20 protein-coding genes and 17 tRNA genes are annotated in these 25571 nt (G+C 48.4%); 7 read left to right on the plus strand and 30 right to left on the minus strand.

The features are described 5' to 3' along the window. Nucleotides 1-119 precede the first annotated feature (119 nt). The 22 genes from AC5JLB_RS28780 to AC5JLB_RS28885 form a co-directional block, all read right to left on the minus strand. Nucleotides 120-193: transfer RNA gene (locus AC5JLB_RS28780), tRNA-Pro, on the minus strand. A gap of 4 nt (nucleotides 194-197) precedes the next feature. Continuing rightward, a tRNA-Ile gene (locus AC5JLB_RS28785) sits at nucleotides 198-275 on the minus strand. A 166-nt stretch (nucleotides 276-441) separates the two neighbouring features. Beyond that, nucleotides 442-520: transfer RNA gene (locus AC5JLB_RS28790), tRNA-Pro, on the minus strand. 5 nt (nucleotides 521-525) lie between these two features. Further along, a tRNA-Leu gene (locus AC5JLB_RS28795) sits at nucleotides 526-602 on the minus strand. Between the two features lie 36 nt (nucleotides 603-638). Then, nucleotides 639-716 (minus strand) — tRNA-Leu (locus AC5JLB_RS28800). 51 nt (nucleotides 717-767) lie between these two features. Beyond that, nucleotides 768-841: transfer RNA gene (locus tag AC5JLB_RS28805), tRNA-Gln, on the minus strand. A 28-nt stretch (nucleotides 842-869) separates the two neighbouring features. Then, a tRNA-Gln gene (locus AC5JLB_RS28810) sits at nucleotides 870-946 on the minus strand. 5 nt (nucleotides 947-951) lie between these two features. Further along, nucleotides 952-1026: transfer RNA gene (locus AC5JLB_RS28815), tRNA-Asn, on the minus strand. 5 nt (nucleotides 1027-1031) lie between these two features. Next, nucleotides 1032-1104: transfer RNA gene (locus AC5JLB_RS28820), tRNA-Phe, on the minus strand. Nucleotides 1105-1205: 101 nt separating this feature from the next. Further along, a tRNA-Arg gene (locus AC5JLB_RS28825) sits at nucleotides 1206-1280 on the minus strand. Between the two features lie 107 nt (nucleotides 1281-1387). Further along, a tRNA-Tyr gene (locus tag AC5JLB_RS28830) sits at nucleotides 1388-1472 on the minus strand. Between the two features lie 171 nt (nucleotides 1473-1643). After that, nucleotides 1644-1712 (minus strand) — tRNA-Met (locus tag AC5JLB_RS28835). A gap of 25 nt (nucleotides 1713-1737) precedes the next feature. Further along, nucleotides 1738-1808: transfer RNA gene (locus AC5JLB_RS28840), tRNA-Trp, on the minus strand. Between the two features lie 5 nt (nucleotides 1809-1813). Next, nucleotides 1814-1885: transfer RNA gene (locus AC5JLB_RS28845), tRNA-Ile, on the minus strand. A 5-nt stretch (nucleotides 1886-1890) separates the two neighbouring features. Next, nucleotides 1891-1965: transfer RNA gene (locus AC5JLB_RS28850), tRNA-Cys, on the minus strand. Nucleotides 1966-2070: 105 nt separating this feature from the next. After that, nucleotides 2071-2144: transfer RNA gene (locus AC5JLB_RS28855), tRNA-Arg, on the minus strand. Between the two features lie 133 nt (nucleotides 2145-2277). Beyond that, a tRNA-Asp gene (locus tag AC5JLB_RS28860) sits at nucleotides 2278-2353 on the minus strand. A gap of 51 nt (nucleotides 2354-2404) precedes the next feature. Continuing rightward, complete coding sequence (locus AC5JLB_RS28865) at nucleotides 2405-2596, minus strand: hypothetical protein (RefSeq protein ID WP_495877261.1); 192 nt, start codon at nucleotides 2594-2596, stop codon at nucleotides 2405-2407. Between the two features lie 246 nt (nucleotides 2597-2842). Further along, complete coding sequence (locus tag AC5JLB_RS28870; protein ID WP_495877262.1) at nucleotides 2843-3403, minus strand: HNH endonuclease; 561 nt, start codon at nucleotides 3401-3403, stop codon at nucleotides 2843-2845. A 78-nt stretch (nucleotides 3404-3481) separates the two neighbouring features. Next, nucleotides 3482-3700 carry a hypothetical protein gene (locus AC5JLB_RS28875; RefSeq protein ID WP_495877263.1) on the minus strand — a complete coding sequence of 73 codons (219 nt, stop codon included), beginning with the start codon at nucleotides 3698-3700 and terminating at the stop codon, nucleotides 3482-3484. Between the two features lie 387 nt (nucleotides 3701-4087). Next, nucleotides 4088-4498: an MAPEG family protein gene (locus AC5JLB_RS28880; RefSeq protein WP_495877264.1), complete on the minus strand. Its 411-nt coding sequence runs from the start codon at nucleotides 4496-4498 to the stop codon at nucleotides 4088-4090. A 47-nt stretch (nucleotides 4499-4545) separates the two neighbouring features. After that, a complete protein-coding gene (locus AC5JLB_RS28885; RefSeq protein WP_495877265.1) occupies nucleotides 4546-5490 on the minus strand; it encodes a helix-turn-helix domain-containing protein in 945 nt (314 codons plus the stop codon). A 268-nt stretch (nucleotides 5491-5758) separates the two neighbouring features. Here AC5JLB_RS28885 and AC5JLB_RS28890 point away from each other — a divergent pair, with 268 nt between their 5' ends. From AC5JLB_RS28890 to AC5JLB_RS28910, 5 genes are all read left to right on the plus strand, one after another. Beyond that, nucleotides 5759-7105, plus strand: a complete 1347-nt coding sequence (locus AC5JLB_RS28890) for an FAD-dependent oxidoreductase (RefSeq protein ID WP_495877266.1) — start codon at nucleotides 5759-5761, stop codon at nucleotides 7103-7105. Nucleotides 7106-7253: 148 nt separating this feature from the next. Further along, nucleotides 7254-9599: an alpha/beta hydrolase family protein gene (locus AC5JLB_RS28895; RefSeq protein ID WP_495877267.1), complete on the plus strand. Its 2346-nt coding sequence runs from the start codon at nucleotides 7254-7256 to the stop codon at nucleotides 9597-9599. Nucleotides 9600-9692: 93 nt separating this feature from the next. Next, a complete protein-coding gene (locus tag AC5JLB_RS28900; RefSeq protein ID WP_495877268.1) occupies nucleotides 9693-11933 on the plus strand; it encodes a tetratricopeptide repeat protein in 2241 nt (746 codons plus the stop codon). A 183-nt stretch (nucleotides 11934-12116) separates the two neighbouring features. Further along, nucleotides 12117-13925 (plus strand): DUF7380 domain-containing protein, encoded by a 1809-nt coding sequence (locus tag AC5JLB_RS28905; protein WP_495877269.1) that lies wholly within the window; start codon nucleotides 12117-12119, stop codon nucleotides 13923-13925. An 89-nt stretch (nucleotides 13926-14014) separates the two neighbouring features. Beyond that, a complete protein-coding gene (locus tag AC5JLB_RS28910) occupies nucleotides 14015-14239 on the plus strand; it encodes an antitoxin (protein ID WP_495877270.1) in 225 nt (74 codons plus the stop codon). 86 nt (nucleotides 14240-14325) lie between these two features. Here the strand turns inward: AC5JLB_RS28910 and ligA are convergent, their stop codons facing one another. Continuing rightward, entirely contained in the window at nucleotides 14326-16374 is a 2049-nt protein-coding gene (ligA, locus tag AC5JLB_RS28915; protein WP_495877271.1) for an NAD-dependent DNA ligase LigA, read from the minus strand. 429 nt (nucleotides 16375-16803) lie between these two features. Here ligA and AC5JLB_RS28920 point away from each other — a divergent pair, with 429 nt between their 5' ends. Beyond that, nucleotides 16804-17043 carry a hypothetical protein gene (locus AC5JLB_RS28920; RefSeq protein WP_495877272.1) on the plus strand — a complete coding sequence of 80 codons (240 nt, stop codon included), beginning with the start codon at nucleotides 16804-16806 and terminating at the stop codon, nucleotides 17041-17043. A gap of 8 nt (nucleotides 17044-17051) precedes the next feature. On the opposite strand, the gene AC5JLB_RS28925 is transcribed toward AC5JLB_RS28920, so the two are convergent. The 6 genes from AC5JLB_RS28925 to AC5JLB_RS28950 all read right to left on the minus strand — a co-directional run bounded on the left by AC5JLB_RS28925 (nucleotide 17052) and on the right by AC5JLB_RS28950 (nucleotide 24091). Beyond that, on the minus strand, nucleotides 17052-17768 hold the full coding sequence (locus tag AC5JLB_RS28925) for an HAD family hydrolase (protein WP_495877273.1): 717 nt from the start codon (nucleotides 17766-17768) through the stop codon (nucleotides 17052-17054). 76 nt (nucleotides 17769-17844) lie between these two features. Next, a complete protein-coding gene (locus AC5JLB_RS28930) occupies nucleotides 17845-18474 on the minus strand; it encodes a ribonuclease H-like domain-containing protein (RefSeq protein ID WP_495877274.1) in 630 nt (209 codons plus the stop codon). Between the two features lie 78 nt (nucleotides 18475-18552). After that, nucleotides 18553-19176, minus strand: coding sequence for a CAP domain-containing protein (locus AC5JLB_RS28935; RefSeq protein WP_495877275.1), 624 nt, complete (start codon nucleotides 19174-19176; stop codon nucleotides 18553-18555). Nucleotides 19177-19635: 459 nt separating this feature from the next. Beyond that, nucleotides 19636-21210, minus strand: a complete 1575-nt coding sequence (locus AC5JLB_RS28940) for an ArnT family glycosyltransferase (protein WP_495877276.1) — start codon at nucleotides 21208-21210, stop codon at nucleotides 19636-19638. A 26-nt stretch (nucleotides 21211-21236) separates the two neighbouring features. Next, nucleotides 21237-22988: an ArnT family glycosyltransferase gene (locus AC5JLB_RS28945; protein ID WP_495877277.1), complete on the minus strand. Its 1752-nt coding sequence runs from the start codon at nucleotides 22986-22988 to the stop codon at nucleotides 21237-21239. A gap of 104 nt (nucleotides 22989-23092) precedes the next feature. Continuing rightward, complete coding sequence (locus AC5JLB_RS28950) at nucleotides 23093-24091, minus strand: alpha/beta fold hydrolase (protein ID WP_495877278.1); 999 nt, start codon at nucleotides 24089-24091, stop codon at nucleotides 23093-23095. A gap of 103 nt (nucleotides 24092-24194) precedes the next feature. Here AC5JLB_RS28950 and AC5JLB_RS28955 point away from each other — a divergent pair, with 103 nt between their 5' ends. After that, nucleotides 24195-24755 (plus strand): DUF3611 family protein, encoded by a 561-nt coding sequence (locus tag AC5JLB_RS28955; RefSeq protein WP_495877279.1) that lies wholly within the window; start codon nucleotides 24195-24197, stop codon nucleotides 24753-24755. Nucleotides 24756-24885: 130 nt separating this feature from the next. On the opposite strand, the gene AC5JLB_RS28960 is transcribed toward AC5JLB_RS28955, so the two are convergent. Then, nucleotides 24886-25161 carry a DUF2949 domain-containing protein gene (locus AC5JLB_RS28960; RefSeq protein WP_495877280.1) on the minus strand — a complete coding sequence of 92 codons (276 nt, stop codon included), beginning with the start codon at nucleotides 25159-25161 and terminating at the stop codon, nucleotides 24886-24888. Nucleotides 25162-25571 lie beyond the last annotated feature (410 nt).

The following is a 25571-nucleotide window of genomic DNA, read 5'->3' on the forward strand; positions in this document are numbered from 1 at the left end:
AGTCACGACACCGCTGAGTCTAGCTTTTCTACACTGACAATGAAACAGCCCTGGGGGTTGAACCTGGATCTCTCCGCTTAAAAGGCGGCTGCATATCCGCTCTGCCAACGACCCGAATGCTCTGACTGGTAAGGGTTGAACCTACGACCTTCGGTTCCCCCAACCGACGCGCTCCTGCTGCGTCACACTCAGAAATTTGGTACACCGAGCAGGACTCAAACCTGCTAATAACACGCTTATCGGGCGTGCGCGTCGGTCACTTCCGCCGTCGGTGCTTGGTACTCCCGGTGGAAATCGTTCGCGAAGCGCTTCCGAAGGAACTCGCACAAAATCTGGTCTCTGAAGCCAGCACGTCTGCCAGTTCCGTCACAAGGGCAAATGTTTTTTGGTTTTGTTTAGGTGAGAGCTTTGCTCTCACCTAAACAAGGAAGTACGGGCAAATGGTCGGGATGGTAGGATTTGAACCTACGACCTTCCGCTTCCAAAGCGGCAACTCTCAACCAAGCTGAGCTACATCCCGGTACTTGGTACTGCTGGTGGGATTTGAACCCACAACCTCCGGTTTCTAAGACCGGCACCTCTTCCAGTTGGGCTACAGCAGCACAAATTTTGGTTGTCCAAAATTCTGAATTAACACGTGGTACTCCTGGTAGGATTTGAACCCGCACATTGACTGTTTTTGAGACAGCCGCCTCTACCCGTTGGGCTACAGGAGTATGAAACAGGAGGATAGAGAGAATGACCCAGTAACCTCTCATACCTCCCGACTGGGAAAGAAGGAATCGAACCTTCAAACACTTGATTCAAAGTCAAGTCGCTTTACCTGTTTGCGTACTTCCCAATAAGTCGCGATCGCACTCGATCGCAATTGGCTGCCGAGGCTGGAGTCGAACCAGCCTCTCCGTGATTCAGAGTCACAGCAACTTTCCATGTCGTCCACTCGGCAATGAATGGCTGCCCCAGTAGGACTTGAACCTACAACCTCGCGGTTAACAGCCGCTTGCTCCGCCATTGAGCTATGGGGCAACGAGTGGGAAGTGACGGAATCGAACCGCCGTCTCGCCGTCTTCAGCGGCACGTGAGCACCAGCTTCACCAACTTCCCATAAGCGGAGGCTAAGAGAATCGAACTCTTGACGGTGTATCTCACCCGCAGGCGTTTTCAAGACGCTTTCCTCGTCCGTGCCGGACAACCTCCATGTTTAGCGAGAACGGAAGGAGTTGAACCTTCACTCTTCGGTTTCGTAGACCGACGTGTTCATCCAGTTACACCACGTTCTCACGCAGCGGAGAGCAGTGGACTCGAACCACAATTGTTCATCCATCTGTTTAGCAAACAGCGCCGATCGCCTGATCGGTTTACTCTCCATACATTTCAAACAAACCGTTGGTAGGTCGGGCAGGAGTCGCACCTGCAACGCAAGAAGCGGCTGTTTTACAGACAGTTGCCCACGCTGATAGGCGAGCCGACCTATGATTTGTCTTTTGATGCTCAACGATGAGCAAGTTTGGCAGTGCAGACAAGGACTTGAACCCGTTAATCACACGCTTGAAAGACGTGTTACTCGTTGTGAAGCTCCCCTCGAAGAGGCTCACTTCGCTTCTGCACAATGAATGCCGTGCAAGTTGAAAAAGCTGTTGATTCACACACAGGATTTGAACCTGTAATAGACTGTTTATGAGACAGTTGCCTTACCATTGGGCGAGTATGTAAGCTTTTTCGATTAGGGCACGACAACGCACAGACGAGGATTTGAACCTCGAACAACGGTTTTGGAGACCGTGATGTTGCCGTTACACCATCTGTGCATGGGTCGCAGCGGCGGGAGTCGAACCCGCAATGACCAAGTTATGAGCTTGGGGCTTTGCCATTAAGCTACGCTGCAATGATTGGACTCCAGGGAGAGAATCGAACTCTCGCTAGTCGGTTTTGCAGACCGACGCCTTTCCACTTGGCGACCTGGAGGGGCAATCTGGAGGTTTGGTGGAAACGTGGGGAATCGAACCCCATTCCTGCAATCGTCCGTTTGTTGGTTTCGGAGCAGGCGACTGCCAGTCGCGTCCCCACGCACGAGGATGACAGGGATTGAACCTGTGGCTTCCTGCCTCGGAAACAGGTGCTCTGTCTATCTGAGCTACATCCTCATTGGGAGCCGCGACGAGAGTTGCACTCGCTGCTCTCTGGCTGAGAACCAGAGCGACTTATCTAGTCGTCCACACGGCTTTGTATAGTTGATTACTTGTATGCATAACACCTAAATAATCAACCTTTTCAAGGCGGGAATGGACGGATTTGAACCGACGATCTTTCGCTCGACAGGCGACTGCTTTGAACCGGGCTAAGCTACATTCCCTAAGGTGGCGATTCAGTTGTCAAGGTTCAGATTTGCTGGTGGCAGCAGGAGTTAGAGGAAGCCACGCCGTTCCAAGTAATACGTTTGCTGGAGGTCGCGGAGTGCTTGAGTGCGTTGGGTGGAAGAATGGTTTCCCTGATTGGGTTTGTCTCGAAGCGGCGTAGAAGCGCCAGAGAAATGAGTTTGTAAGAACTCTGAGAGTTTCGAGAGAAGTCCCGTTGGTTGGAGGGAGCGAGTAGTCATTGAGTTAGCTCCTTTTTCATTTCATACTACAAATATAATACAACATACTACAAATGTCAAGGCGTACTACAACTTTTTTTTGAAACGGGAGAGGACAAGAGTAGAAGACATGCATGTATTGCCCTCTCCTATTAAATTTACGGGTTATGCCAGCGAGGAAACGTGCGCTATGTATAGCCCAACTTCGGTGTAGTTCAGCTTTAACAAGTTCAGCCTTAACATCGGTCTTACCTCTTTGGTTTGAGATCAGGTATCGACAGGCTGCTGTTCTTTCCAGAACTGCTCGGCAAATGCGTTTACCCCTTTGGGGAACTGCGAAGCAAACGCTGGGTGAATCGGTGCTTTAGGTTTGGTTCTGAGTACCATTCCAGTTTCATGCAAGAGGCGATCGCTCTTCCCTGAGTTACATCTCTGACAAGCCGCCACCACATTGTCCCAAGTATGAGTGCCGCCCTTTGAGCGGGGAATGACGTGGTCGAGAGTGAGATGTTTGGTGCTGCCGCAGTACTGGCAGGTGTGGTTGTCGCGGCGAAAAACTTCCCGACGATTTACAGGCGGTGCTTTCCAGTGCCGTTCGGGATTGCCACTCGTCAGACGAATGTGCTCAGGAATTTGTAGTACGACACTGGGAGAGCGTACTTCCCATTGCTGGGTACTGCCGAATCCTAAAGATTCTGCCTGTCCCGTTACCAACAAAACGATCGCCCGCTTGAGGTTGATCCGCGCCAAGGGGAGATAATTTTTTGAAAACACCACCACCTGGTTCTGAAATATGTGTGGTTGCCCACTCTGTTGTTGAGATTGCATAGAATTCACTCCTCAAAAAACAACCCCCGATCCTAGTGACTAGGATCGGGGGTTGGGGAAGTTGATACACTTTAATCCCTATGTGGGTGTAGGGGTTGCCCTGCACTGCCCGCTATTCATCACTGCTTCCGGATTCGTCCATCCGGTGACTGTGTAATCAATGCCTTTACTGACGGATCGACTGCCGCTAAATCGATCCGTGCCTTCACATGCAAACAACACCGATGCTCTGCCCAAATCCCAATGGAATTGACATGACATGGCGCTAGGTAAGATGGCGAGAAGAATACGTCTCATGGAAGGCTGTAGTATTTGTATTACAGGTCTGGATGTTTACATACTACACTTGTAGTATTACATTGTCCACTCTTTATTGAAATTAAGATGTTCAGTTATGGATACCCGAAAACGAGGTGAGACCACGGAGATGCAAGTCACGAGTATTTGAATCGTCCTAACACTCCGTCAACCAAATAATAACCATGACCAATTTCTATGTTTGTCTATGTTGGAGTTATGGCAAGCAGGACACAGAATGGCTTCCAGAACCATAGGAGCGTTTACTGGTAGGGGTAGAAGTATTCTCCACTCAAATCCACAGGTCTAGAACACGACTCAATTATTTGGACGTGAAGACACGACCGCGCGAAAAGCGGCATCAATCATGAGATCGTAGAGCGATCGCTAAATTAGAACTCCTAGAGCAGTTAATCCGATTAAGCAACTCAATTGAATCCCCAAGCAAATCAGCCGCAGGGTTGGATTGAGTCCAGCAACGTGAATAATAGAATGCACCAGTCGAAAGGCGATGTACACGCCGATTAGCACATCGACTCCGGTTCCGGAGACACCCTGAACAGCGAGAAGAAATACCACTCCAAGATACAGAGGCAAGTTTTCGACTAAGTTGGCTTGTACCCGAAAGAGACGCCAGAGCAAACTTTCATCATTCGGTGTACCAAAATCCTTGACAGAGCCACCGGCTGATAAATGTCGAATTCTGATAACAAGCAGCAGGACAACGATCGCGATCGTCCATAAGATGAAGATCACCAAACCCCAGAGCGGGGCATTCATCTCGATAGGCTCGTGCATTCTTTCTCCAGTAGAGTTTGCTGCTAACAGCTTAGAAAGCAAGCACTTCAGGACTCTAGAAAAAAGTTGCTAGATTTTAGAATATTCTTGCGATCGCCTTGCAGTTGTTTTGGGGTAACACCAACCCTCCGCTTAACCGATCGAGTCAAATGGCTTTGATCGCAAAATCCGCATCGGAGGGCAATCTCCGCAAGGCTCAGTTCGTGATGCTGCAACAGAACCTTGGCTCGCTCAATGCGTTGCTGCAAAATGTACTGGTGTGGTGTAACTCCCATCTTTTGCTTGAACAGCCGCAGAAAGTGACAGGGACTGATCTGAGCGATCGCTGCAATCTCAACCAGTTTTAGATTCTGATTGAGATGCTCATCAATATACTCCACTACTTGTTTCAACGTTGATGAGGATAGTCCATCTCCATAGCTAGAGAGTTTTGATTGTGTACTGCAGTAGTTTCGCAAAAGATGAATTGCTAATGTCGTTTTGAGGCTATCAATTAGTAAATCGCCCCCCATTTTGACAGCCTCTAGTTCATCTTTTACAGCAGAAAAGATTCCCTGGAGCAGCGTATCTTGCTCGCTCATGAATCGAGGGATCAGTTCGATGCGATCGACATTTACCCAATCTTGACCGACTTGTTTAAGCAAAGCAGGATCAATTGCTAGAATCGCGAACTCGGCTGAAGTCTTCCAATTACACCGCTGAGAGACATCAGCAGGAATAATAGCAATGTCTCCCTGACACCTTCTTTCTCGACTCAATTTGCCGTCTAGCCAGCGTTCTCCGGGTGACGGTTCTGCCTCAGATGTGGCAGAAAGACCTTGAGCAATGACATGCCACGGACTTTGATGCTCAGGTGTATCAAATGTGGGTTGACGATGGAGTTCATAGTGGAAATTGCTCCATCTAGAACTGACAAGGGCGGCAGGATTGGGCAACAATAGATTGGTTGCCTTGGTGCTACTAAAATCAAGCTGGACGGCTTGTTCATTCATCGCGGCTCAACTCGATCGAAACTGCTTTTATTCTGACAAATGCTCCTCCCACTTATAAAAAAAGTTGTACGCTCTATGAAATTGCGCCAGTTATTTGAAAGCCGTGCTATTTCTCATAGAAACGTACATTAAAACTGGGGCAAGATATAAAACTGGGGCACATATTAGATTAAAGTACAATTTCCAGAATTGGGATGTAGCCGTATGGTTCCATTGAGATATAGCACTACCCGATTCTAAAATGGAAAGGATTCGGGGCAGGAGACGCATGGCAAATTCACTGTATGACGTTGTAATTATTGGGGGCGGAGTAGCGGGGGCAGCCCTACTCTATTCAGTAGCAAAATTCACAGATTTGAAGCGAGTGGCGCTTCTAGAAAAATACAACGGTGTTGCAACCGTCAACTCTAAAGCCACAAACAACAGCCAGACGATTCACTGCGGCGATATTGAAACCAATTACAGCCTGGAAAAGGCGATCAAAGTACAGCGAACGGCTCAGATGATCGTTCGCTATGCCTGCCAGTTACCTCCTGCTGTCCGTGACCAACTCATTTACTCGTTTCCCAAAATGGTGCTAGGGATTGGCCCCCAGGAGTGCGAGTTTTTGCGGCAGCGATATGAACAGTTCAAACCGCACTTTACTGGAATGCAGCTGCTGGAGAAAGCCCAGATTGCGGACATTGAGCCGAAGGTGATTCAGGTGAATGGACACGATCGCTCGGAAGAAGTGGTTGCGATCGCGGTCTTGGGTGATTACACAGCAGTAAATTATGGACTGCTTGCTCAGTCGTTTGTAGAGCAGGCCCAATCGGTGACGGATAAGGTTGTTGACCTCAAACTGGGCAGTTTGGTGCGGGAGATCGAACCTGTGGGCGAACACTATCGAGTCGTTACGCCTGACGGTTCATTGATGGCTCGGTTTGTTGTGGTATCCGCAGGAGGACACAGCCTGTTATTTGCTCACCGCATGGGAATTGGATTGGAATACTCGTGTTTGCCCGTCGCGGGAAATTTTTACTTTACTCCTCAAGTCTTGAACGGCAAAGTTTATACCGTTCAGAATGATAAGTTGCCTTTTGCGGCAATTCATGGCGATCCAGATATTACAATGCCTGGGAAAACTCGCTTCGGGCCAACAGCCCTGCCGCTTCCTCTGTTGGAGCGTGACAATATGAAAACGCTCGTCGATTATCTGGAGGTGCTGCGGCTCGATCGAGCCGTTGCAGATGTGCTGTGGGATTTGTTCAAAGTGCGGGATATTCGCAACTACATCTTCAAGAATATGGCGTTTGAGGTTCCTCTGTTGAACCGTCGGTTGTTTTTGCAGGACGCCCGTAAGATCGTACCTTCATTACAACTAGAGGACTTAGAATTTGCACAGGGCGTAGGTGGCATTCGTCCTCAGTTGATTGACAGAACTGCGCGGAAGTTAATTCTAGGACAGGCAGAGATTGATCCGGGATCTGGTATTCGGTTCAACATCACACCCTCTCCGGGCGCGACGACTTGTTTAGGCAATGCCGAACAAGATTTGCTTCGGATTCAGCAGCATTTGGGTTGTCAGTTCGATCGCAGGTGGTTTGAATCTGAACAGGTTGCTGTGCCTGAGTAGGAGTGGGGTGCAAGAAAGCTAACAGAGAACGTGGGTCGTTCTACAACAGTCCGTTTTACAACAGTGATGGAGACCGATGTATCTTGCGGGAGTCCTGATTGAGCCTCAGTGATATCGTAGGAAGCATTGCCTCCATTTTTCACGCGCTATGTTTGACTCGCACCCGTGGCAAACGCCACCCGCTCCGATTGCTCAAATTTTGAATGCCGCTTCTCCACCTAGCGTTTACGTTTCACCGAATCGGCGCTGGTTGTTGGAACTAGAGCAGTCTGATTTGTGCGCGATCTCAGATCTGGCAGAACCGGACGTTGCGATCGCGGGGTTTCGGATTAACCCCCGCACTCATGCACCAGCACGCCAGAGGTTCTACGATCGCGTCTGGATTCAAAATATCGAAGCGAAAACCCGAACGGCAATCGATCTTCCAGATGGCGATCGCATTGATTTTTTACAATGGTCGCCCAATGGCGAGAAGTTAGCGTTTACGCTCACTCAACCTGAGGGATTGGAGTTGTGGGTGCTGGAGGTTGCTGTCGGAAAACCGTGGCGCGTGACGGAAGCCATTTTGAATGCGACTTATGGAACGCCCTACCGATGGCATTCCAATGAGGCGTTTCTCTGCAAAGTCATCTCAAGCGAAGGCGAACCACCCACTGCTCCTCGGATGCCGAGCGGACCTTCGATTCAAGAAAATTTGGGACAAAAAACTCCCAATCGGACATATACCAATCTCTTAGCAACGGCTCACGATGAGGCATTGTTCGAGTACTATGTCGCCTCAACCTTAGAACAGGTTCTGCTGACCGGAGAACGGACTCAGTTGCTCTCGCCCAGCTTAATTGCTGGAGTCGAGGTGTCTCCAGATGGGCAGTATATTCTCTTGGGCAGGCTACATCGTCCATTTTCGTATCAAGTCCCGGCGGCGCGGTTCCCTCGACAGATTCAAGTCTTAGATACAACGGGCAAGGTTGTGTACGAAGTTGCCGATCTCCCGTTAGATGAACAGCGATCGATTAAGTTTGACGCGGTGCGTCCAGGACGTAGGCAAGTCACCTGGCGCAGCGATCGCCCAGCGACTTTGTTTTGGGTGGAAGCATTGGATGACGGCGATCCGAGTCAAGACGTGCCCCATCGCGATCGCTGGCTCGAATTGGATGCGCCGTTTGCGAATGAACCGAGGGAATTGTGGCGATCGCAGTATCGGTTCTGGAACCTCCAGTGGGGACGAGACGATGTTGCTTTGGCATGGGAGCGCGATTATGATTCGCGGCAGACGCGATTGTGGCGAATTCGACCGAATCAACCAGATATCGCGCCTACGTTGCTCAGCGATCGCAGTTTTGACGATCAATATCGCTCTCCCGGAGTGCCCGTGATGCAAAAGGGCGCTTACGATCGCCAGGTTTTGCAGTTTACGCCAGAGGGTCAAGGGGTCTATTTCAAGGGGCGAGGTGCTTCACCGCAAGGCGTCTATCCTTTTTTAGATCAGATGGATCTGGCAACGGGTCAAACGGAACGGCTGTGGCAGTGCCAAGATCCGTACTTTGAAACGGTGGAAGCTGTGTTAGATGCAGACGCTCAAACGCTAGTCACTCGTCGGCAATCGCAAACGGAACCCCCCAATTATTTTTTGCGTTCTACCCGAAACAGCTTGCCGATTCCCCTGACTCAGTATGCGGATTCTGCCCCTCAGTTTGCCGGTGTGCAGAAAGAACTGGTGCAGTATCAACGCTCAGATGGCGTTTCGTTGTCTGCGACGTTATATTTGCCTGCTCACTACGATCCGCAGCGGGATGGGGCGTTGCCGATGGTGTTTTGGGTGTATCCAGCCGAGTTTAAGGATCGGGAGCTAGCAGGGCAGAACACAACCGCAGAAAATACGTTTAGTCGTCCGAGTCGGGCTTCGGTTTTGTTTCTGTTGACCCAAGGCTATGCGGTGTTAAGCGATCCTAAATTACCGATTATTGGAGAAGGTGATGCAGAACCAAATGATACTTATGTAGAACAACTGATTGCTGGAGCAGAAGCTGCCGTTGACTATGTTGTGCAGCGTGGTGTTGCCGATCGCGATCGCTTAGGCATTGGCGGACATTCCTATGGAGCATTTACGACCGCTAATCTTCTAGCGCACACAAATTTATTTAAACTAGGCATTGCTCGCAGTGGGGCTTACAACCGAACTCTGACTCCATTCGGGTTTCAGGGCGAACAACGCAATTTTTGGGAAGCGGTCGAGACGTATCAGCAGATGGCTCCGTTTACGCAGGCCGCGAAGATTAAGGCTCCTTTGTTATTGATTCATGGCGCAAATGATAGCAATGCTGGAACGTATCCCCTACAAACGGAGCGCTTTTATGAGGCATTGAAGGGATTAGGGGCAACGGTGCGATGGGTTGAGCTTCCGCTGGAGGATCATGGCTATCAGTCGAAGGAAGCGGTTGGGCATGTGTTGTGGGAGATGGTGCGGTGGTGCGATCGCTACCTCAAATCATGATCTCAAGTAGCCGTCTGTCTGCTGGAACGGAACGACCTGAAACAAAGTCTACGTTCTACATACCCAAATTTCTAGCCGGAATTTTTACACAGCATGGCTTCTCGACTTAACGTTTGGCTCTTATTGAGTGTGCTTGCCGCCGCAAGTCTAGTAGGAAATGTTGCCCAAACTCGTGCCTTTGCTCAGGAACCATCGGTGGCAGCAATCTGCAATCCCGATCAGACCTTAGAGAGCAAGGTTATTATTCCATTAGAACAAGCACGAAACGCATTAGATGCCAAAAATGGAGACCTCACTATTGGAGCATTGCAAGAAGGATTAGCCATCGCTCCGCAGTTGAGCAATTCGCAGATTCAGGCTGGCTTGATTGAGCAATGGTTTTTGGAGACTAATGGTTATCCGGTTTCTCGGTTTGAGCGATTGATGCAGCTCATGAATCGACCCCAGCAGCCAGCTCAACTTGAGCTGTTGTTAGATCAGTTTTTGCAATTGGCGAATCGGCTCACGCCTGGAACCAGCTACATTAAAACTCGCGGATTGGCTGCGATCGCGCGGCAGTATACCGCTTTAAGTCAACCTCAGAAAGCAACGATCGCGCTTAGCCAAGCCCGTCAGACCTCCCGATTGATTAGAGGAGCAGTTTTTAGTGCAAATGCGCTGATTGAGGTTGCACAGGGCTATGCCGCAATTGCACAACCCCAACCCACACAAGAGATTTTGGCCCAGGTTGAGCAAGCCTTGCAACAAATTCCTGCCAATACTTCTGAGTCCATTAAGGTCACGATTTTAGAGCGAATGGCAGCTATTTATGCTCAGATTGGAAACTACGCAACCGCTCAACAAATCGCAACCCGAATTCCAAAGAATTCAGACTCTCAATCTATTGCCCTTCGAGGCATTGCAGAAGCCTACATTACGGCGCAAAAATTGCAGGCTGCTGAGCAGATCAATCTAGCGATCGCCGCTCCTTCTCAGAAAGTACCTGTTTTAGGACAACTCGCTGTGGCTTACAGTGCAAAACAGCCGAGCAAAGCGACGCAACTTTTTCGTCAAGCATTACAACTGGCCCAATCGCCCACAGTCGCGCGAGATATGGTTTTGCAAGAATCGTTGCTCAAAGGTCTGGTGAACGCTCATCTACAAGTGGGGCAGCGAGATGAAGCCTTGCAACTGACAAGGCTGCTAAAAACGTCTCAAACTGAAGCCTTCAAGTCAGTGATCGCGGCTTATCGTCAAGCTGGACAAACGACTAAAGTAAAACAGTTGCTATCAGAACGGCTGCGAGCGATTCCAGGCAACAATCAGCCTTGGTCCCAAATTGATATCTGGGAGTTGCTTCAAATTGCTGTAGGGGCAAAACAGTTCGACTGGATTGGCACCGAATGGACTCGGATCTCGGGGATTGATTATGGTTTGCACGACTGGCAAATCGTCAACATGGCGACTGTCTATGCGGAGACGGCTCCGTATGAGCAAGCCGTTCAATGGGTGAACCAACTGCCGCTGGATAATCGCCCTTTGTCGCGCATTCGATCGCTGGCCGCGATCGCGCTGACGATGCATCGCTCTGGCAATGTCACTTTGGCAAATCAGTTGCTCAAGCAAACGCAGCAGAGGATTGATGTTCTTGACCGGGCAAACCGAGCCAAGATTGAACGCGAGGGAGGCGATTTGTTTGATCGCGATCGCTTCAAACCCCAAGCTTTAGCCGCGATCGCATTGGTCTATGCCCAAACGAATCAAGCTGAATTTCGTCCACTGCTGAAGCAAGTGAGTCAGTTAGATGTGAATATGAGTGATCCCGCGATCGCGCCTCCTGCCGATAATCCCTTCGCTGTGTTTATGGAAGCTGAGCAATATGTCGGCGCATTTCAACTGGCGCAGGACACCAAAGATCAGGGAATTCGGGAGGGACGATTGCAATCGAGCGCGACGGCACTACTGAAGCAAAATCGCTTTGATTTGGTGTTGCCTGTGGTCAATCAACTCACGTCTGCGAACAACAAGACAGCACTATTGTTAGCGATCGCGCAACGCTATGGTGAATTGCAACAGCTCGATCGTGCGATGCCAATTTTGGCTCAGGCAGTTCGGGTAGCTCAAATCATTCCAGGTGAGGAATCGCAGGTCGATCGATTTGGGTTGGATGGTGCAACGGTGCTTGAGTCGAGCACCGATCGGGGTAGTTTTCTGGAAGCGATCGCGGTTCAATATGCTCAGTTTAAGCAACCTGCCGAAGCACTCAAGGTTGCTAATCTGCTGCAAGAAAAACAGACTCGTGAAGCAGCACTCCAAGCAGTACGATGCGTTCAACAATCTTCCACACAACGTTAGTGGGAATGGGCAAGAGGGCGCAATTTGAAACCGAGGAGTCTTTCTAAGTCCTGTTAATATAACGTTCTTCATCTGCATCGTCACTGGTATGAATAGTAGGTGCAATGCAGGCTGTCAAGGTTCAGAGAAGCTGAATTGACAGAAATTTGGCATAGTAGGAAATGCAGAAAGTAAAGCTGTACTATGTCGTCATTAAACCCATCTCTGACAAAAGATGATTTCATTAACTCTTGCTGGCAAGATGTGGTGAATAGCAGTGAGCGGAAGGACTGTTTTGATTACGACCGTGCCTTTTGGAAAAAAGCACAGGAGGCGCAAGAAGTAGGAAACCTTAGAAATCAAGCCGTGTTTGCAGTTCTGACAGCCGTGACTAGTGCTGCAATTAAGCCAGAATCAACTGAAGAGTTTTTTGCTGATATTTTCAAAAATCTTACAGACGAACAGCTAAACTTTCTTGCCGAAATTGCACCTGAAATATCAGATCCCGAACTTCAAGCACGAGTAGCAGATATTCTCTGGGCTAGACAACGTAACTTTCGTATGGCTCAGTTAGCAATTCCTGCTTATTTACAATCGGCAACAACATTAGAAGATCCCGATCAGTGGAGTGCTTGTGCTGACAGAATTGAGCGAGCGCTTCGCTTGTCGTGCAGAATCAGGTATCAGGTTGATGTTGTTGTCGCACATATAGAGGCAGTTCTAGATCGTTACCAAGGAGAAGATCCTCTATGGTTGTCTGCAAAGTTGATGGAGTTACTGCAAGAACACGAGCTTGGCGAACCAGTAGAATATGCAGCCCTTGCTGAAAAAGCTGCGATCTCAGCAGAATTAGCTCATGACTGGCGCAGAGCAAGAACGCTCTGGCATATTAAAGCAGTATGGCATCGCATGGAGAAAGACTACAGCAAAGAACGTGATGCTTCAATGTTAGCCGCCGAGACTTACGTAAAGGAAGCCGAATCCGCTCTAAAGAGAACTCCACCAAGCTACTTAGGGGCGTCACGGTTCATGCAACAGGCGGTAGAAGCCTACAAGAACATTCGCGGTACTAAGGAAGAAACTGCAGATGCTAAAGCAAAGGCTAAGGAAGTTCACAGGCTCTTTCTTCAGTACCAAGAAGAGACTCGCAATGAGATGATTACTAGTTCTCACGAAATGGATATTAGTGAGTTAGTAGAGCAAGCCAGAAATCATGTTAGGGGTAAAGACTTTCAAGAAGCGCTCTTTGCTTTGGCTTGTTTGGGTGCTCCAACTGATGTCTCTCGATTGAGACAACAAGTACAGCAGCAAGCTGGTGAGTTTGTAGCATCTCACCTTTTCCCTATCGTCATGATGAATGAAATGGGAAAAGTTGTTGCTCGTCAACCTGGTTTCGTTCTCTCCAACAATCCTGAAGAAGCGGAGGCTGCGACCCACTTTGAGATGTGCCGGAACGCTATTTATTATCAAAACTTGCAAGCTCAAGCTTGTATTGAGCCTGCAAGATATCAAATTTACTTAGAGCATAATGCACGAATTAACGACATTCTCGAAATTGTATCGAATAGCCCATTCATTCCACCAAACCGTAAATATCTGTTTGCAAAGGGACTTCACGCTGGACTTACCGGAGACTTTTTCACTTCTACTCACATTCTGATTCCCCAAATTGAAAACTCCATTCGCTACCTAATGTGGCAAAGGGGCATCATTACTTCTGGACTAGATGATAGTGGTATTCAGAACGAACACAATCTGAACTCTACTCTTTATCGTACAGAGATAACTTCTATCCTTGATGAAGACACACTATTTGACTTAAGGTGTCTGTTGATTGAACGCGCTGGTAGTAACCTGAGAAATCGTATGGCTCATGGTTTGATTAATGATGGCGAATTCATGAGTCCGCTGATGTCGTACATATGGTGGTTCACATTAAGACTCTGTTGCTTGCCGATCCTTATCCATCAGCAGCAGGTTGAGCAATCCGAGGCAAGTAACGATGAAATTTAATGATTAAAAAGCGATCGCACTCCCTCAACCGAGCCGCGATGCAGCCATCCATTAATTCTCTGGAACTTCAAAGAACAAAGAGGTCGCTTATGCAAAACTCACGCCATGTTTCTCTACTCACAAGCGGACAAGATCAAGTCCTAACCATTCCCCCCGAATTTGCCCTATCGGGTACAGAAGTTTTGTTACGCAAAGAAGGTCATCGGTTAATTATTGAACCCATTCCTCCTAGTTCTCTACTTTCCCTGCTGTCTACGTTGCAAGACATCACAGATGATTTTCCTGATATAGATGACGGACTACTCCCCCGATGACATCACACTTTAGTGTCACTCAATGACCTATCAGTACCTACTTGATACCAATTATTCTGTCAGATTTAATCAGGCAACCTCAAGGTCTAGTCTTCCAGCGTATCCTCAGCTTCCAACAACGCAAGGAACTCTGCCTCCGACAACAAAGGAATTCCTAAACTCTCTGCTTTCGTCAGTTTCGATCCCGCTTCTTCACCCACCACCACATAGTCTGTTTTTTTACTGACCGAATCAGTGACCTTCCCGCCTGCTTTTTGAATCATCGCTTTGACTTCATCGCGTTTTAGCGTCGGTAGCGTTCCAGTCACAACAAATGTTTTACCTGCGATCGCGGCTTTCTTTTCAACGATCGCGCTCCTCTCTCCTTTAAGCTGCACCCCAGCTTGGCGCAACCGCTCAACCAACTCCCGATTCCCGTGATTTTGAAACCACTGATACACCGATTGCGCGATCTCCGAGCCAAATCCATGCACCGCTTCGATTGTTTCTGGTGTAGCTTGCAACAAGTCATCAACGCTTGGAAACTCTTGAGTCAGCGTTTGCGCATTCACACTCCCGACATGTCGAATTCCTAATCCATACAATACTCTCGACCACGGCTGAGCTTTAGAGTCTTCAATTGCTTTTACCGTTTTCTCAGCCGATTTCTTTCCCATTCGCTCTAGCGTTAACAACCGTTCAACTGTCAAATCATACAAATCTGCGACAGAGTGTACTAATCCTTGATCGACCATTTGCAACCCTAATTTCTCACCGACGCCATTGATGTCAAGTGCATCTCGACTTGCCCAGTGAATCAGCGCACCCCGCACGATCGCAGGACAAGAGCTATTAATACATCGGGTTACAGCTTCGTCATCTGGTTTGACCACCGGTTCGCCACACTCTGGGCAATGGGTCGGCATCTGATAGGGTTGCGTATTTTCAGGACGCAATTCGGTCAGCACCCGCACCACTTCAGGAATGATTTCTCCGGCTTTGCGAACAATCACCGTATCTCCGACTCGGCAATCGAGTTCTGCGACGCGATCGCGGTTGTGCAACGTCGCCCTCGATACCGTCGTCCCGGCTAACTGCACAGGGCGCAACTCAGCAACAGGCGTGACCGCACCCGTACGTCCCACATTGACGCCAATGTTTTCTAGAATCGTCGGAGCTTCTTCGGCAGGATACTTCAGCGCGATCGCCCACCGAGGAAACTTCTGCGTAAACCCTAATTGCGCTTGCAGAGCAAACGAGTCGAGTTTGACCACAACGCCATCGGTGAGATAGCCAAGGCGCGTGCGCTCAATTGACCAGCGATCGCAGTAGTCCTGCACGGCTTCCAGCGTCGGACACCGCTCTCGCTCAGGATTGACTCGAAAGCCCATCTGTTTTAGTAATTCGAGAGATTCCCACTGAGATTGAGGCGGCGAAGCAACCGATTCTGGCAAGTGAAGCGTGTAGGCGAAGAAGTCTAAGTTCCGCCTGGCCACAATTTTAGAATCGAGTTGGCGCAGCGTTCCGGCTGTCGCGTTGCGAGGATTCGCAAACAAAGAATCCCCCGCTTGTTCGCGCTCTTGATTGATTTGCTCGAAGGACTTGATCGGTAAAAACGCTTCGCCCCGGACTTCTACGATCGCAGGCGGATTCTCCATACTCAGTCGCAGCGGAATCGAACGAATTGCCCTCACATTCTGCGTAATCTCTTCACCCGTGATGCCGTCTCCCCGCGTGACGCCCCGCACTAAAATACCCTTCTCGTAGGTGAGGGCGAGAGCATTGCCATCGATTTTCAACTCACACACATAGGAAAAGTCGCTGACATCTGGAGCAACTCGTCGCCAACGCTGCTCCCACGCCGCTAGTTCTTCATTCCCAAATGCATTCTCTAAACTGTAGAGCGGCACATTATGTCTGACCGACGTAAACTGACTTGCCGGACGTTCTCCGACTCGTTGCGTCGGGCTGTCGGGCGTAATTAGTTCTGGAAACTGAACCTCTAAGGTCTGCAACTCCCGATAAAGCTGGTCATACACAGCGTCTTCCATCACAGGCGCATCTAGAACATAGTACGCATAACTCGCCTTCTGAAGCAGATCTCTTAACTCGTGTAAACGCTGCTGAACCTCTGGGGTCACTTGTACTAAGTCCATCGTCCGATTCCCAACAACCTAACAGCCTAGTGTACCTGCTGCCATTCGCTTTGCGACGCTCAAAGAGTAGCTCTACTCTGCCCGAAAAGCTCAATCTTAAGAGATAGAAAGAAACGCCAGGCTTTTGCAATGATTGAGAAGAGTATGTAGCATCGCGATGTACCGTATTCGGGTTGGGGTAGGAAAGGCGCAAATGATACGCTCTATGACTGACAGTCAGAATGCGGCAACTTGATTCTTTCGACAAACCTCCGTATAATTACAGATAGTTTGACTTCAGTTTCACGAGTAATTCAGGGATGATAGCCCAATCGGTTAAAGGCATCATGTTTTTACTCAGATTGCTAGTGCTGGCTATCCCTAAATCCTAGTGATGGTTCTGCTTGTACAACAATTCTGGCTTCCTAATTATTCACGAGGGTGTGATTTATGAATTTTAACTGGAGCAATCTATCGGGCAATCCCTCTAAAATTGCGCAAAACGCTAATGATGAGACAGACCGATATGACGCAGACTGCAATCATCTAGATGCCGACATTGAAGTGGCTGGCGCGATCGATGCCTTTGTCAGCCTAGAAGACGTTGTTCCTGGTGCAGATTGGGCAGAAGTATTAGCCGCTGCTTGGGGTATGCCTTATCCGTCTTCTGCCGAAATCCCCGATCGCTAGCGTCTCTCCTAAAGTAATTTTTGAATTGGCACAGCGTTAAGAACCTCCCATAAAGAGAGCGCGGCAAAGTCAGGAACCACAAGCGAAGCGCCAACCGCGTAGAGATTTGTCGGAGTCTGAGATGAAGCAATTCCAACGGTTGGAATTTGTGCAGCGACAGCAGAGCAGACGCCGGAAGGCGAGTCTTCAAACGCGATCGCAGCACTAGCATTCAGCCCAAACGTCTCTAGCGCAAACTGATAGGGAGCCGGATTAGGCTTACCAACTCCTAACTCTTCCGACAGAATCACCCGATCGAAGGTTTGATCAAGCTTCAGAATTTCTAGCATAAACTGCACATTTGCCCGTGGAGCATTCGTGACAACCGCTTGCTTCAGATGATGGGCGCTTGCCCAAGCAATCACATCCTGCAACCCAGTCATTGCCGGAAGTTGCGTCGCTAATTCTCGAAATCGGGCTTCTTTTTGCTGGGCAAGGACAATGCCTTCCGCAACCGTCAGATGAGGCAGTAGATCCGCTACGATCGCAGGATTTAACTTTCCTGTTATGCGTTGCTTATAAAATGACTCATCGATCGCAATATCGAATGGTTGCAATGCTTCTGCCCACGCTTGAAAGTGAACAGGGTCTGTATGCGCGATCGTGCCATCTAGATCGTACAGAATAGCGGCGAGATCAGAGATCTGAGCCAACACCGAAGCCACCGCGTTAGTAGAAGATTGCACAAGATTGCCTTCAAGATTTGACTTTAGCTTTCAGTTTTGAGAGGAACGGGTTTGCCCTCGCCCTAGCAAAACAACCCTAATGCTCAAAAACTCCCTGATACTGCAATATATCTAACTGGGCGAACGTTGGCAAACATCCAAAACAATCCTGCGCCAGTTCCCACCGCTCTTCCCGCTTCAGCATCTCAATTAGCGTTTGACGAGCGCTAAGCAAGTAGCGCACATCGTTCGCCGCGTAGCTCAACTGAGCATCTGATAGATTAGCCGCATTCCCCCAATCTGAACTTTGAGCGCTCTTATCTAGCTCAACGCCTTCCAACTCCTGCACTAAGTCTTTGAGTCCGTGACGAGGAGTATAGGTACGTGCCAACTTGCTAGCAAGCTTGGTACAAAAAATAGGATTAACCAGAATTCCTAAGTGGTAGCGCAGTGTTGTAATGTCAAATCGCGCAAAATGAAAAACTTTTGTAACCGTTGGAGCTTCTAGAAGTTGCTTCAGGTTGGGGGCTTCTGTTTGCCCGCGCACAATGCGAATCACAGAAACTCGATCAGCAGCATCACACAGTTGAATCAGACATAAGCGATCGCGCTGAGGAAGCAGACCCATCGTTTCGGTATCAACCGCGATCGCGTCTGTTTGTAAATAACTATCTAGCAATTCGGGGGGCAAGTCGCGATCGTAGCGATAAAATTCTTTTGGCTGCATGGGCAAGCGATGGGGATGAGAAAGACTTGATGATTAGGATACTTCAATCTAAATCGTCAATTCACCCCCATGCCGGAGTTACTGTTTGATAAAGATTTGAGTGAAGTAATATTCTCCTTTAACATTCTTGCTGACGCCTACACCCGTGACTGTATATTGACCTTCAATATTATGGCGATGCCCACTACTCGTTAACCAGCCTTGAACCGCTTTTGCTCCCGGATTGTCGTAGCCCATGTTGTAAGCCACATTTTCGGCAGCGGCGCGATAGAAGCCGCGTTTGACAGTGTTTTTGACTCGTTCATCTGAGTTTTGATCTACTGAGTCTTCCACCGGGAAGATTACTGCCTTCTGAATTGTTTTCTGAATGCCTTTAACTCGATTCTCGAATCCCGCGTGCCCCATTGGAATGACCTTGTTCGCCATCTCCTTGCTGTGTTCTCGCGCTTTCTTGGCCAATTGAGCGTCCCATGTTAGGGCTTTCAGCCCTCGCTTAGCTCGATACCCATTGATTTGCTGAAAGATATCCTGTTCGATAGACCCTGTTGTAGGACCAGCTACAACAGAATTGGGCGGCGGAGCAGGGGGATTAGCCTGAGCGATTACGCTCGAAGCGGCAGATTGAGCATACGCAATATTATTTCCTCCTAAAATAATTGTTACTAGACCGAGCAGTACACTACCAGAAAGGGACTGTTGCATCCCACTTCCTCCTAACAAACCATGCCTTAAGACAGATAACACGACTTAGGGCGATCTTAATAGTGATATATGCGACAAAAGTCCTGTGAAATTACTGATTCTTTATATTTTTTTCATAGAAATAGGACTATGTTAGAGATTTTCGTGAATCTAAAAAATTTAATTATTTTTATAAAAATTACTTATCTATCTGCATATTCATAAGATCTGGTTTTGCTATATAAAGGGAAATAAATAAATTCTAATCAAATTGCTTCTAAGAGGCGTGATTCAAACGTGATTCAAAATAGTACACAACTTGAATTTGTCGCCTTTCCTTGCATAGCCCTTATCCCCCATCTCGCGTAAACGAAGAAGATAGCAATCGCGTTCTGCCCGCCGCTCTACCATGGTGCGGAAACATCTAGGTAACAGAAGTTTTAACCATCAGTTTTAACTGTTGAAAGAAATTGTCAGCCTCTACAGCGCTGGACGCGGATACGGCTTCACAAGAGTTGTCCCCTGAAACACATGAAATCGCTCGACAATTACGCCCCCACGACGCAACGGCACATCACCTAGCTTTGTAAACTGCTGAAAGTAGGGTGCATACCCCGCCGCAGAATTTTCTTGGGTTTGAAATCGATTTGACGTGATGTAGATCCCTGTTTTGCCAACCCACTGCTCCGCCGTTGACCAGAATGCAAAGCCGCGAACATCCCGCTTATCGAAACATGTCACCGGGGCCGAAGTCAGGGGCGCAATTGCCATCGCTACATGTCCAGAGAGGTGAAAGCGGTTACTAAAGACAAAATCCGCTTGGCGCAGAGCCGCGAGCATCTGAGGAGACGCGGCTAATTCTCTTCGGAGTTGTAGCACATCTACAAGTTCGACTGAGGCATCGTCCTGAGGCGTCAAAAAACCTCCAAAAACTGCATAATTTCCAGGTTTCTGAGCGATACCTGCGGTGATATGCAGCAAGACAACCAGCATTAAGCTGACAATTGCGATCGCAGATCCAACAAGCCACCGTCTCACCGCTTTTGGATGCCGTTCTTCCCAAACCGAGGCTCGCCAACCCAGCACCGGAGTTAGCGCTAAAAATCCTGGCATTGTCCACGAAGGCAGAATTTGCTGATAGCCTCCAATGAATGCAAAGATAAACACAACAGGCATCGAAACCCAGATCAAAAATGGAATCACTGGGAGTCGAGGAGCCGAAATCCAAGATTTAATGGTAACTAAGCTAGAACGCAATCCGACCCACCATAAGGGAACCCCAAAGGTTGGAAATAGATAAGCCGCAGCTAACAGAGCCGTTTTGAAAACATCAGAAATACTGTAGCGACGATCAGGAACACTACGATTGCCTTGAAACCGAAAGGATACCCAGTCGTGTTGCCAATTCCAATACAACACAGGCGAAAAGGTAATGATGAATAGAGCCAGACTCAGTAATGCCCAAGGTGACACTAACGCAACACGATGCTGACGGCTAGTTAAACAGAATCCAACCAATCCAAACCCCAATAAGAAGCCATGATATTTGCCCAAACAGGCACAACCTACCAACAATCCTAAAATCGCTAATCGATAAGTCGGGCGATACTCAAATCCGTCTTTTGGAAAAAATTCACAAGCCGCAACCCACATCGTTAACGCCCAAAAGAACATCAATGGCACATCCGGCAGCGTGAAGGTTCCGAACACGAGTTGAAAAATGGGAACAGTAGACGCGATCGCAACTGTCAATATTCCTGCTCGTGCTGAAAAGAGGTGGAGTGTGGCGCGGTACAAAAAATACAATGTTGCCGTATAGATCAGCAAACTCCCTATCCGAATCGTGAACTGAGACACAAATCCAGTGAGCCAAACGCCTAGACCCGTCGTAAAGGCAACTAGCGGCGGATGATCAAAATAGCTCCAGTCTAAATGCTGCGTATAAATGTAATAATATGCTTCGTCAAATCCTGGCGGAAGCCAAAACGCTATGATGCTCCGAAACAGCAGTCCCACACCCAGCAGTAATAGAATAATTTGATTCGTTCGTGTCATTGACCATTGCTTATTCATCTGCCTGCTTATTGAATGGGAACTCGCACAAGTTGATACACCCCTGCTGCTTGAATCAAGTCATACTGTCCCGATGGGATAGCCGCTTGCAAGGCTTTTGAGGTTGTAATCATCAAAATTGAAGACGACCTTGGGCGCGATTGGTGCCAAGCTCCAGAGGAGCGCAGTTCTGCAAGATAGGGCTGGATTGCTCGAGTCCGGTTGAGAAACGTAACGGGTTGACCTGTGTAGAACACCAAACTGGGCTTCTCAAACGAATCGGTTGCCATGACGATCGCTTCATCGCGGCGAACATGAGCCACCGTTTCGGCAAGTTGCCTTAGAGGAAGCTGACGTTCTTGATCAACAATCTCAAACGCAGGCGTGATAAAAAATACAAGAAATGCCGCGATCGCGACAAAATTGACGTTCCAAAACCAGTTCATCTGACGGCGGAAGATCAGCACTAACCCTGCGATCGCATTGCCAAACCAAACGATCGCGCCAATCATCGGTAATCCTGCTGCTCCAAGCGCCCGTCCTAAGTTAGGCATCGCCGGATCACTCATGAGCCATTGCGGACTGTATAGCGCGCCAATCCCTAAGACAACGCTAAAAATAAGACTAGTATAAACACTAAATTTTAACCAGAACGATTGTTTGTTTTGATCCATCTGTTGCTGCCACCACAACGCCACTAAGATTGCAGCCGCAGGAATTGACGGAAGCGAATAGGTAATATATTTAGTGACTGCGATCGTAAAAAACGTCAGAACTGTTGCAAACCAAATTAGAGCAAATAATCCGAACTGCCCACTGCGATCCGGCTCTCGCCATTGTTTGCGTTGGACAACACTCGCAATTGCAGCAGGTAACGTCAGCGACCAAGGCAAAAACCCAATCAACACGATGAGCAGATGAAAGTACCACGGCCCTGAATGCTGATTCACTACGCTAGTAAAGCGCTCAACATTATGCATGCCAAAAAATGAATTAACAAAGGCTGAGCCATTTGCCAGATAGACCAACACATACCACGGCAACGTGATTAGAACAAATACGATCGCGCCCCCCATAACCTTCATTTCCCGCAGACCAGCGCGTAGATTTCTCACGCAGAATAGGAAAATCAGGACGATCGCGCTCGGTAGCACAACACCTACAGGACCTTTAGTCAAAACCGCCAGCGCCATCAAACTGTAGAACACAAAATACCAGCGAGTTTTGATCCGGTCGAGAGGCTGCACATAGCCCATAAAAAATGCCAGCAGCGAGCCGCCGAAGCACAGATTTAGCAGCATGTCGGAGTAGCCCAGTCGCCCAAAGAAGAGCATCTCCAAATTGAGAGCGACAATGGCAGAACCGAGATAGGGAAGCAGATTAGGCGATGCAACAGAATCTTTGATGCGGTTTTTGCCATCAAGATTTTTAGCAACAACCTGTAGAACGTAAAAGCAAATTCCGATTAATAGCGTTGCCGCGATCGCAGAGGGCAACCGCGCCGCCCAGGCGGTCGTACCGAACGTTTGGTATGCGATCGCCATATACCAATAGATTAATGGAGGCTTGTCAAACCGAGTGACCCCATTAAAGTAAGGCGTAATCCAATCTCCTGTGACCGTCATTTGCCGCGCTGCTTCTGCAAACAGTGGCTCCGTCTCATCGAGCAACCCCGTTGCGTCTAGCCGATGAAAAAACACAAGCCAACCTAAAAACCCGATCCAGACGAATGGCAGAACGCGAACAATCGCCGGATGTTTCAATAGTTTCGCAGAGTTCAAGAGTCAACCATTCCTAGTGGGGGACGTGTGCGCTGAACAGCCACAAGGCAACATCTTAATCTGATTTGCTGCGATTAGCGCTTTGCACAACTCCGAAGGAAACGCTAACCTCTAGCTTCAGAACGTCCAATTACCATTTCGATCTGCTCCGCAACCGTCTCCGGATACTCCACCATTGATAAATGACCACATTCCGGAATTTCAAACACGTTGGCTCCAGAGTCTCTAAAGAGGGGGTGAAAACTGGCCAAGTGACGAACATATTTGGGTTCCATCACCGAATCTTTAGATCCGGCAATGAAATAAACGGGCTGATGAAGCCGTGCCACAACTTGAGGCAACCGATGCACCTCATACTCGGTCGTCGAGTCGAGCAAGGTTCCTAAAGCTGCCTCGCGATCGGCAGCGACAAAATCTACGAGACGCTGACGCGCCCACGACCTAGCGATCGTTCTACCCACACTTGCCCGTGTAAACAAAAGCTCTAAACAGGGAACTTGAGACAACCACCGAGGGCGCAATTTTACAATCTGCTGTCCTGCCGCTCGAAACCGCTCAAAGGATTCCTTCAAATAAATTCCGCCGCCCGAATTAAGGCAAATGACCCCTCGAACTTGCTCTGGTAGTTGATCGGCTGCCCACAACGCCACATACCCCCCTAGAGAATGCCCAACCAGCCATGCCTGTGAAATATTTAGCTCTCGTAGCAAAATCTCTAAATCCTTTGCATACGATAGAAGACTGTATTGCGACATCAACGATCGAGTGGACTTTGCCATGCCAACCCGATTAGAGCTTTGCAACGCTAATCCTTCAGATCTTCGTACCGCTCGCGCTGTCGAAGATTCGATCGCTGTTGCGGCACCTTCTCGCTCTGTGGGGTGAGCCAGCGCCACTGGCGATCGGCAAGGTTGAGACTCACCAAAGCCCCGAAGATCGTAAGATAAGCACTGATAATGAGGTGCTAGCCGCTCAATCAACGGCTGCCAGTAGTTGCGACTCAACAACCAACCGTGGACAAAAATCAGAACTTCTTTAGAGGGGGTGGGAGCCGTCTGCTCATAGACATGTGGAACTCCCAGAACAGTGATGGTAGGCATCATTCCATCCTACCGTAAACTATTACATCAACTAATGTATGGCAGCATACTCTCCTGCCAGACTAGAACAAAAAAGGTCTCAATCATTCTCCGCGACAGAACCACCATGACAAATCAAACTGATTCCACCATTACCATTCGAGAGATTGCCAGCGCTTTTCGTCTAACGGGCTGGATCAGCTTTTGGGTGCAGCTTGTGTTGACCGTTGTTTCTAGCGCAATTTTGGCGTTTGCTGCCGTTTCAACGCGCACCGGGGCAAACAACCCCAATACCGGCGTCGGGGTCGCTCTGACGCTTTGTAGCATTGCCGTTCTGGGATTTAACATGTTTTGGGCGCTCAGTCGCTACGTTGCTCTCGGACGGCGGTTAAAAGCACCCGCTGTAGCTCGTCCTAAAAAAGCAGAAGCCGTTCAAGCGCTGCGGACAGGATTGATTTCAAGTTTAGTCGGAATTTTGCTGGCGCTGATCGGAGCAGAAGCGATCGTGGGTCTGCTCTTTGGCAAAGTGGTGAATCAAGGGTTTGCTGGGTTCGTCAATGTAGACCAGTCAAAATTCATTCAGCCCATCGATATTTTAGTGGTGCAAGCTAGTATCAACGTCACTTTGGCTCAATTTATCGCGATCACAGCTTCGCTTTGGCTCCTCAATAAAATGAGCCGCCAGTAAATTAAGTCATCAGTAAACTCGTTTTCACCCTTATACGTAAGTACCGTTAAATATTGCTATAGGAGTATCGTTGAAACAGTGTCAGATGTATGATCTAACCCTCATTTAATGCTCAACTCCAAGCGAACCATTATCGCTGATTTGCCGTCCACTCAAAAATTTGGTTGAGTTGCTCTAGAGACACAAACCCATAGCGCCAAAGAATCATCGGCAACGGACCGCGATCTTGCTGAGAATAGCGCATTGCCATAGCGATCGACGAAGGTGAAATCGATAAGTCTTCGGCTAAAAACCGAATTAGTCTTTGCTGGGCAACATCGAGGTTGCTCATGAATTCTTTTAATTCATATTGCTCAACCGTTTCCGATGTAAGTACAGTGGGGTCAGAAATACCTTGAGTAGACAATGGGGTAGGTCCTTAATGATTCCTGGAAATTTATGAAGTCAAATCGTATCACTAAAATCTAAAATCCGATATCAATCTACTACTTAATAACTCAACTTTAGAAATAACTATCTAAATTTTTTGTTTAAACTAAAGTTGTAGATGTAGTTAACACTGCTTAATAAACCATATCTGACAAAATGTTGGTTTTAACCTAAGTAAAGACGGCTCAATCACTCGCAATCACTTAAGAGTGCTGAAATCACCTTTGCTTTGGATTAAGTATTGATCAACTTAAGCAATACCTGCTGACTTCATCTACTTAATCTTCTATTTTGTGGAAAAAAGCTTGTGCAACTAGGGGTTACACCTCGATTTAACAGAATGTAGGTCCTAGTGCAAGCGTAGAGCAGTTCATTATCGAATAGACT

This window comes from Myxacorys chilensis, assembly GCF_059505265.1.

Coding starts and splice junctions, on each gene's coding strand:
- AC5JLB_RS28900 (WP_495877268.1), top strand. CDS start 9,693: ATGGCTTCTCGACTTAACGTTTGGCTCTTATTGAGTGTGCTTGCCGCC.
- AC5JLB_RS28890 (WP_495877266.1), top strand. CDS start 5,759: ATGGCAAATTCACTGTATGACGTTGTAATTATTGGGGGCGGAGTAGCG.
- AC5JLB_RS28895 (WP_495877267.1), top strand. CDS start 7,254: ATGTTTGACTCGCACCCGTGGCAAACGCCACCCGCTCCGATTGCTCAA.
- AC5JLB_RS28880 (WP_495877264.1), bottom strand. CDS start 4,498: ATGCACGAGCCTATCGAGATGAATGCCCCGCTCTGGGGTTTGGTGATC.
- AC5JLB_RS28935 (WP_495877275.1), bottom strand. CDS start 19,176: ATGCAACAGTCCCTTTCTGGTAGTGTACTGCTCGGTCTAGTAACAATT.
- AC5JLB_RS28870 (WP_495877262.1), bottom strand. CDS start 3,403: ATGCAATCTCAACAACAGAGTGGGCAACCACACATATTTCAGAACCAG.
- AC5JLB_RS28950 (WP_495877278.1), bottom strand. CDS start 24,091: ATGATGCCTACCATCACTGTTCTGGGAGTTCCACATGTCTATGAGCAG.
- AC5JLB_RS28940 (WP_495877276.1), bottom strand. CDS start 21,210: ATGACACGAACGAATCAAATTATTCTATTACTGCTGGGTGTGGGACTG.
- AC5JLB_RS28920 (WP_495877272.1), top strand. CDS start 16,804: ATGAATTTTAACTGGAGCAATCTATCGGGCAATCCCTCTAAAATTGCG.
- AC5JLB_RS28955 (WP_495877279.1), top strand. CDS start 24,195: ATGACAAATCAAACTGATTCCACCATTACCATTCGAGAGATTGCCAGC.
- AC5JLB_RS28865 (WP_495877261.1), bottom strand. CDS start 2,596: ATGACTACTCGCTCCCTCCAACCAACGGGACTTCTCTCGAAACTCTCA.
- AC5JLB_RS28930 (WP_495877274.1), bottom strand. CDS start 18,474: ATGCAGCCAAAAGAATTTTATCGCTACGATCGCGACTTGCCCCCCGAA.
- AC5JLB_RS28875 (WP_495877263.1), bottom strand. CDS start 3,700: ATGAGACGTATTCTTCTCGCCATCTTACCTAGCGCCATGTCATGTCAA.
- AC5JLB_RS28910 (WP_495877270.1), top strand. CDS start 14,015: ATGCAAAACTCACGCCATGTTTCTCTACTCACAAGCGGACAAGATCAA.
- AC5JLB_RS28885 (WP_495877265.1), bottom strand. CDS start 5,490: ATGAATGAACAAGCCGTCCAGCTTGATTTTAGTAGCACCAAGGCAACC.
- AC5JLB_RS28905 (WP_495877269.1), top strand. CDS start 12,117: ATGTCGTCATTAAACCCATCTCTGACAAAAGATGATTTCATTAACTCT.
- ligA (WP_495877271.1), bottom strand. CDS start 16,374: ATGGACTTAGTACAAGTGACCCCAGAGGTTCAGCAGCGTTTACACGAG.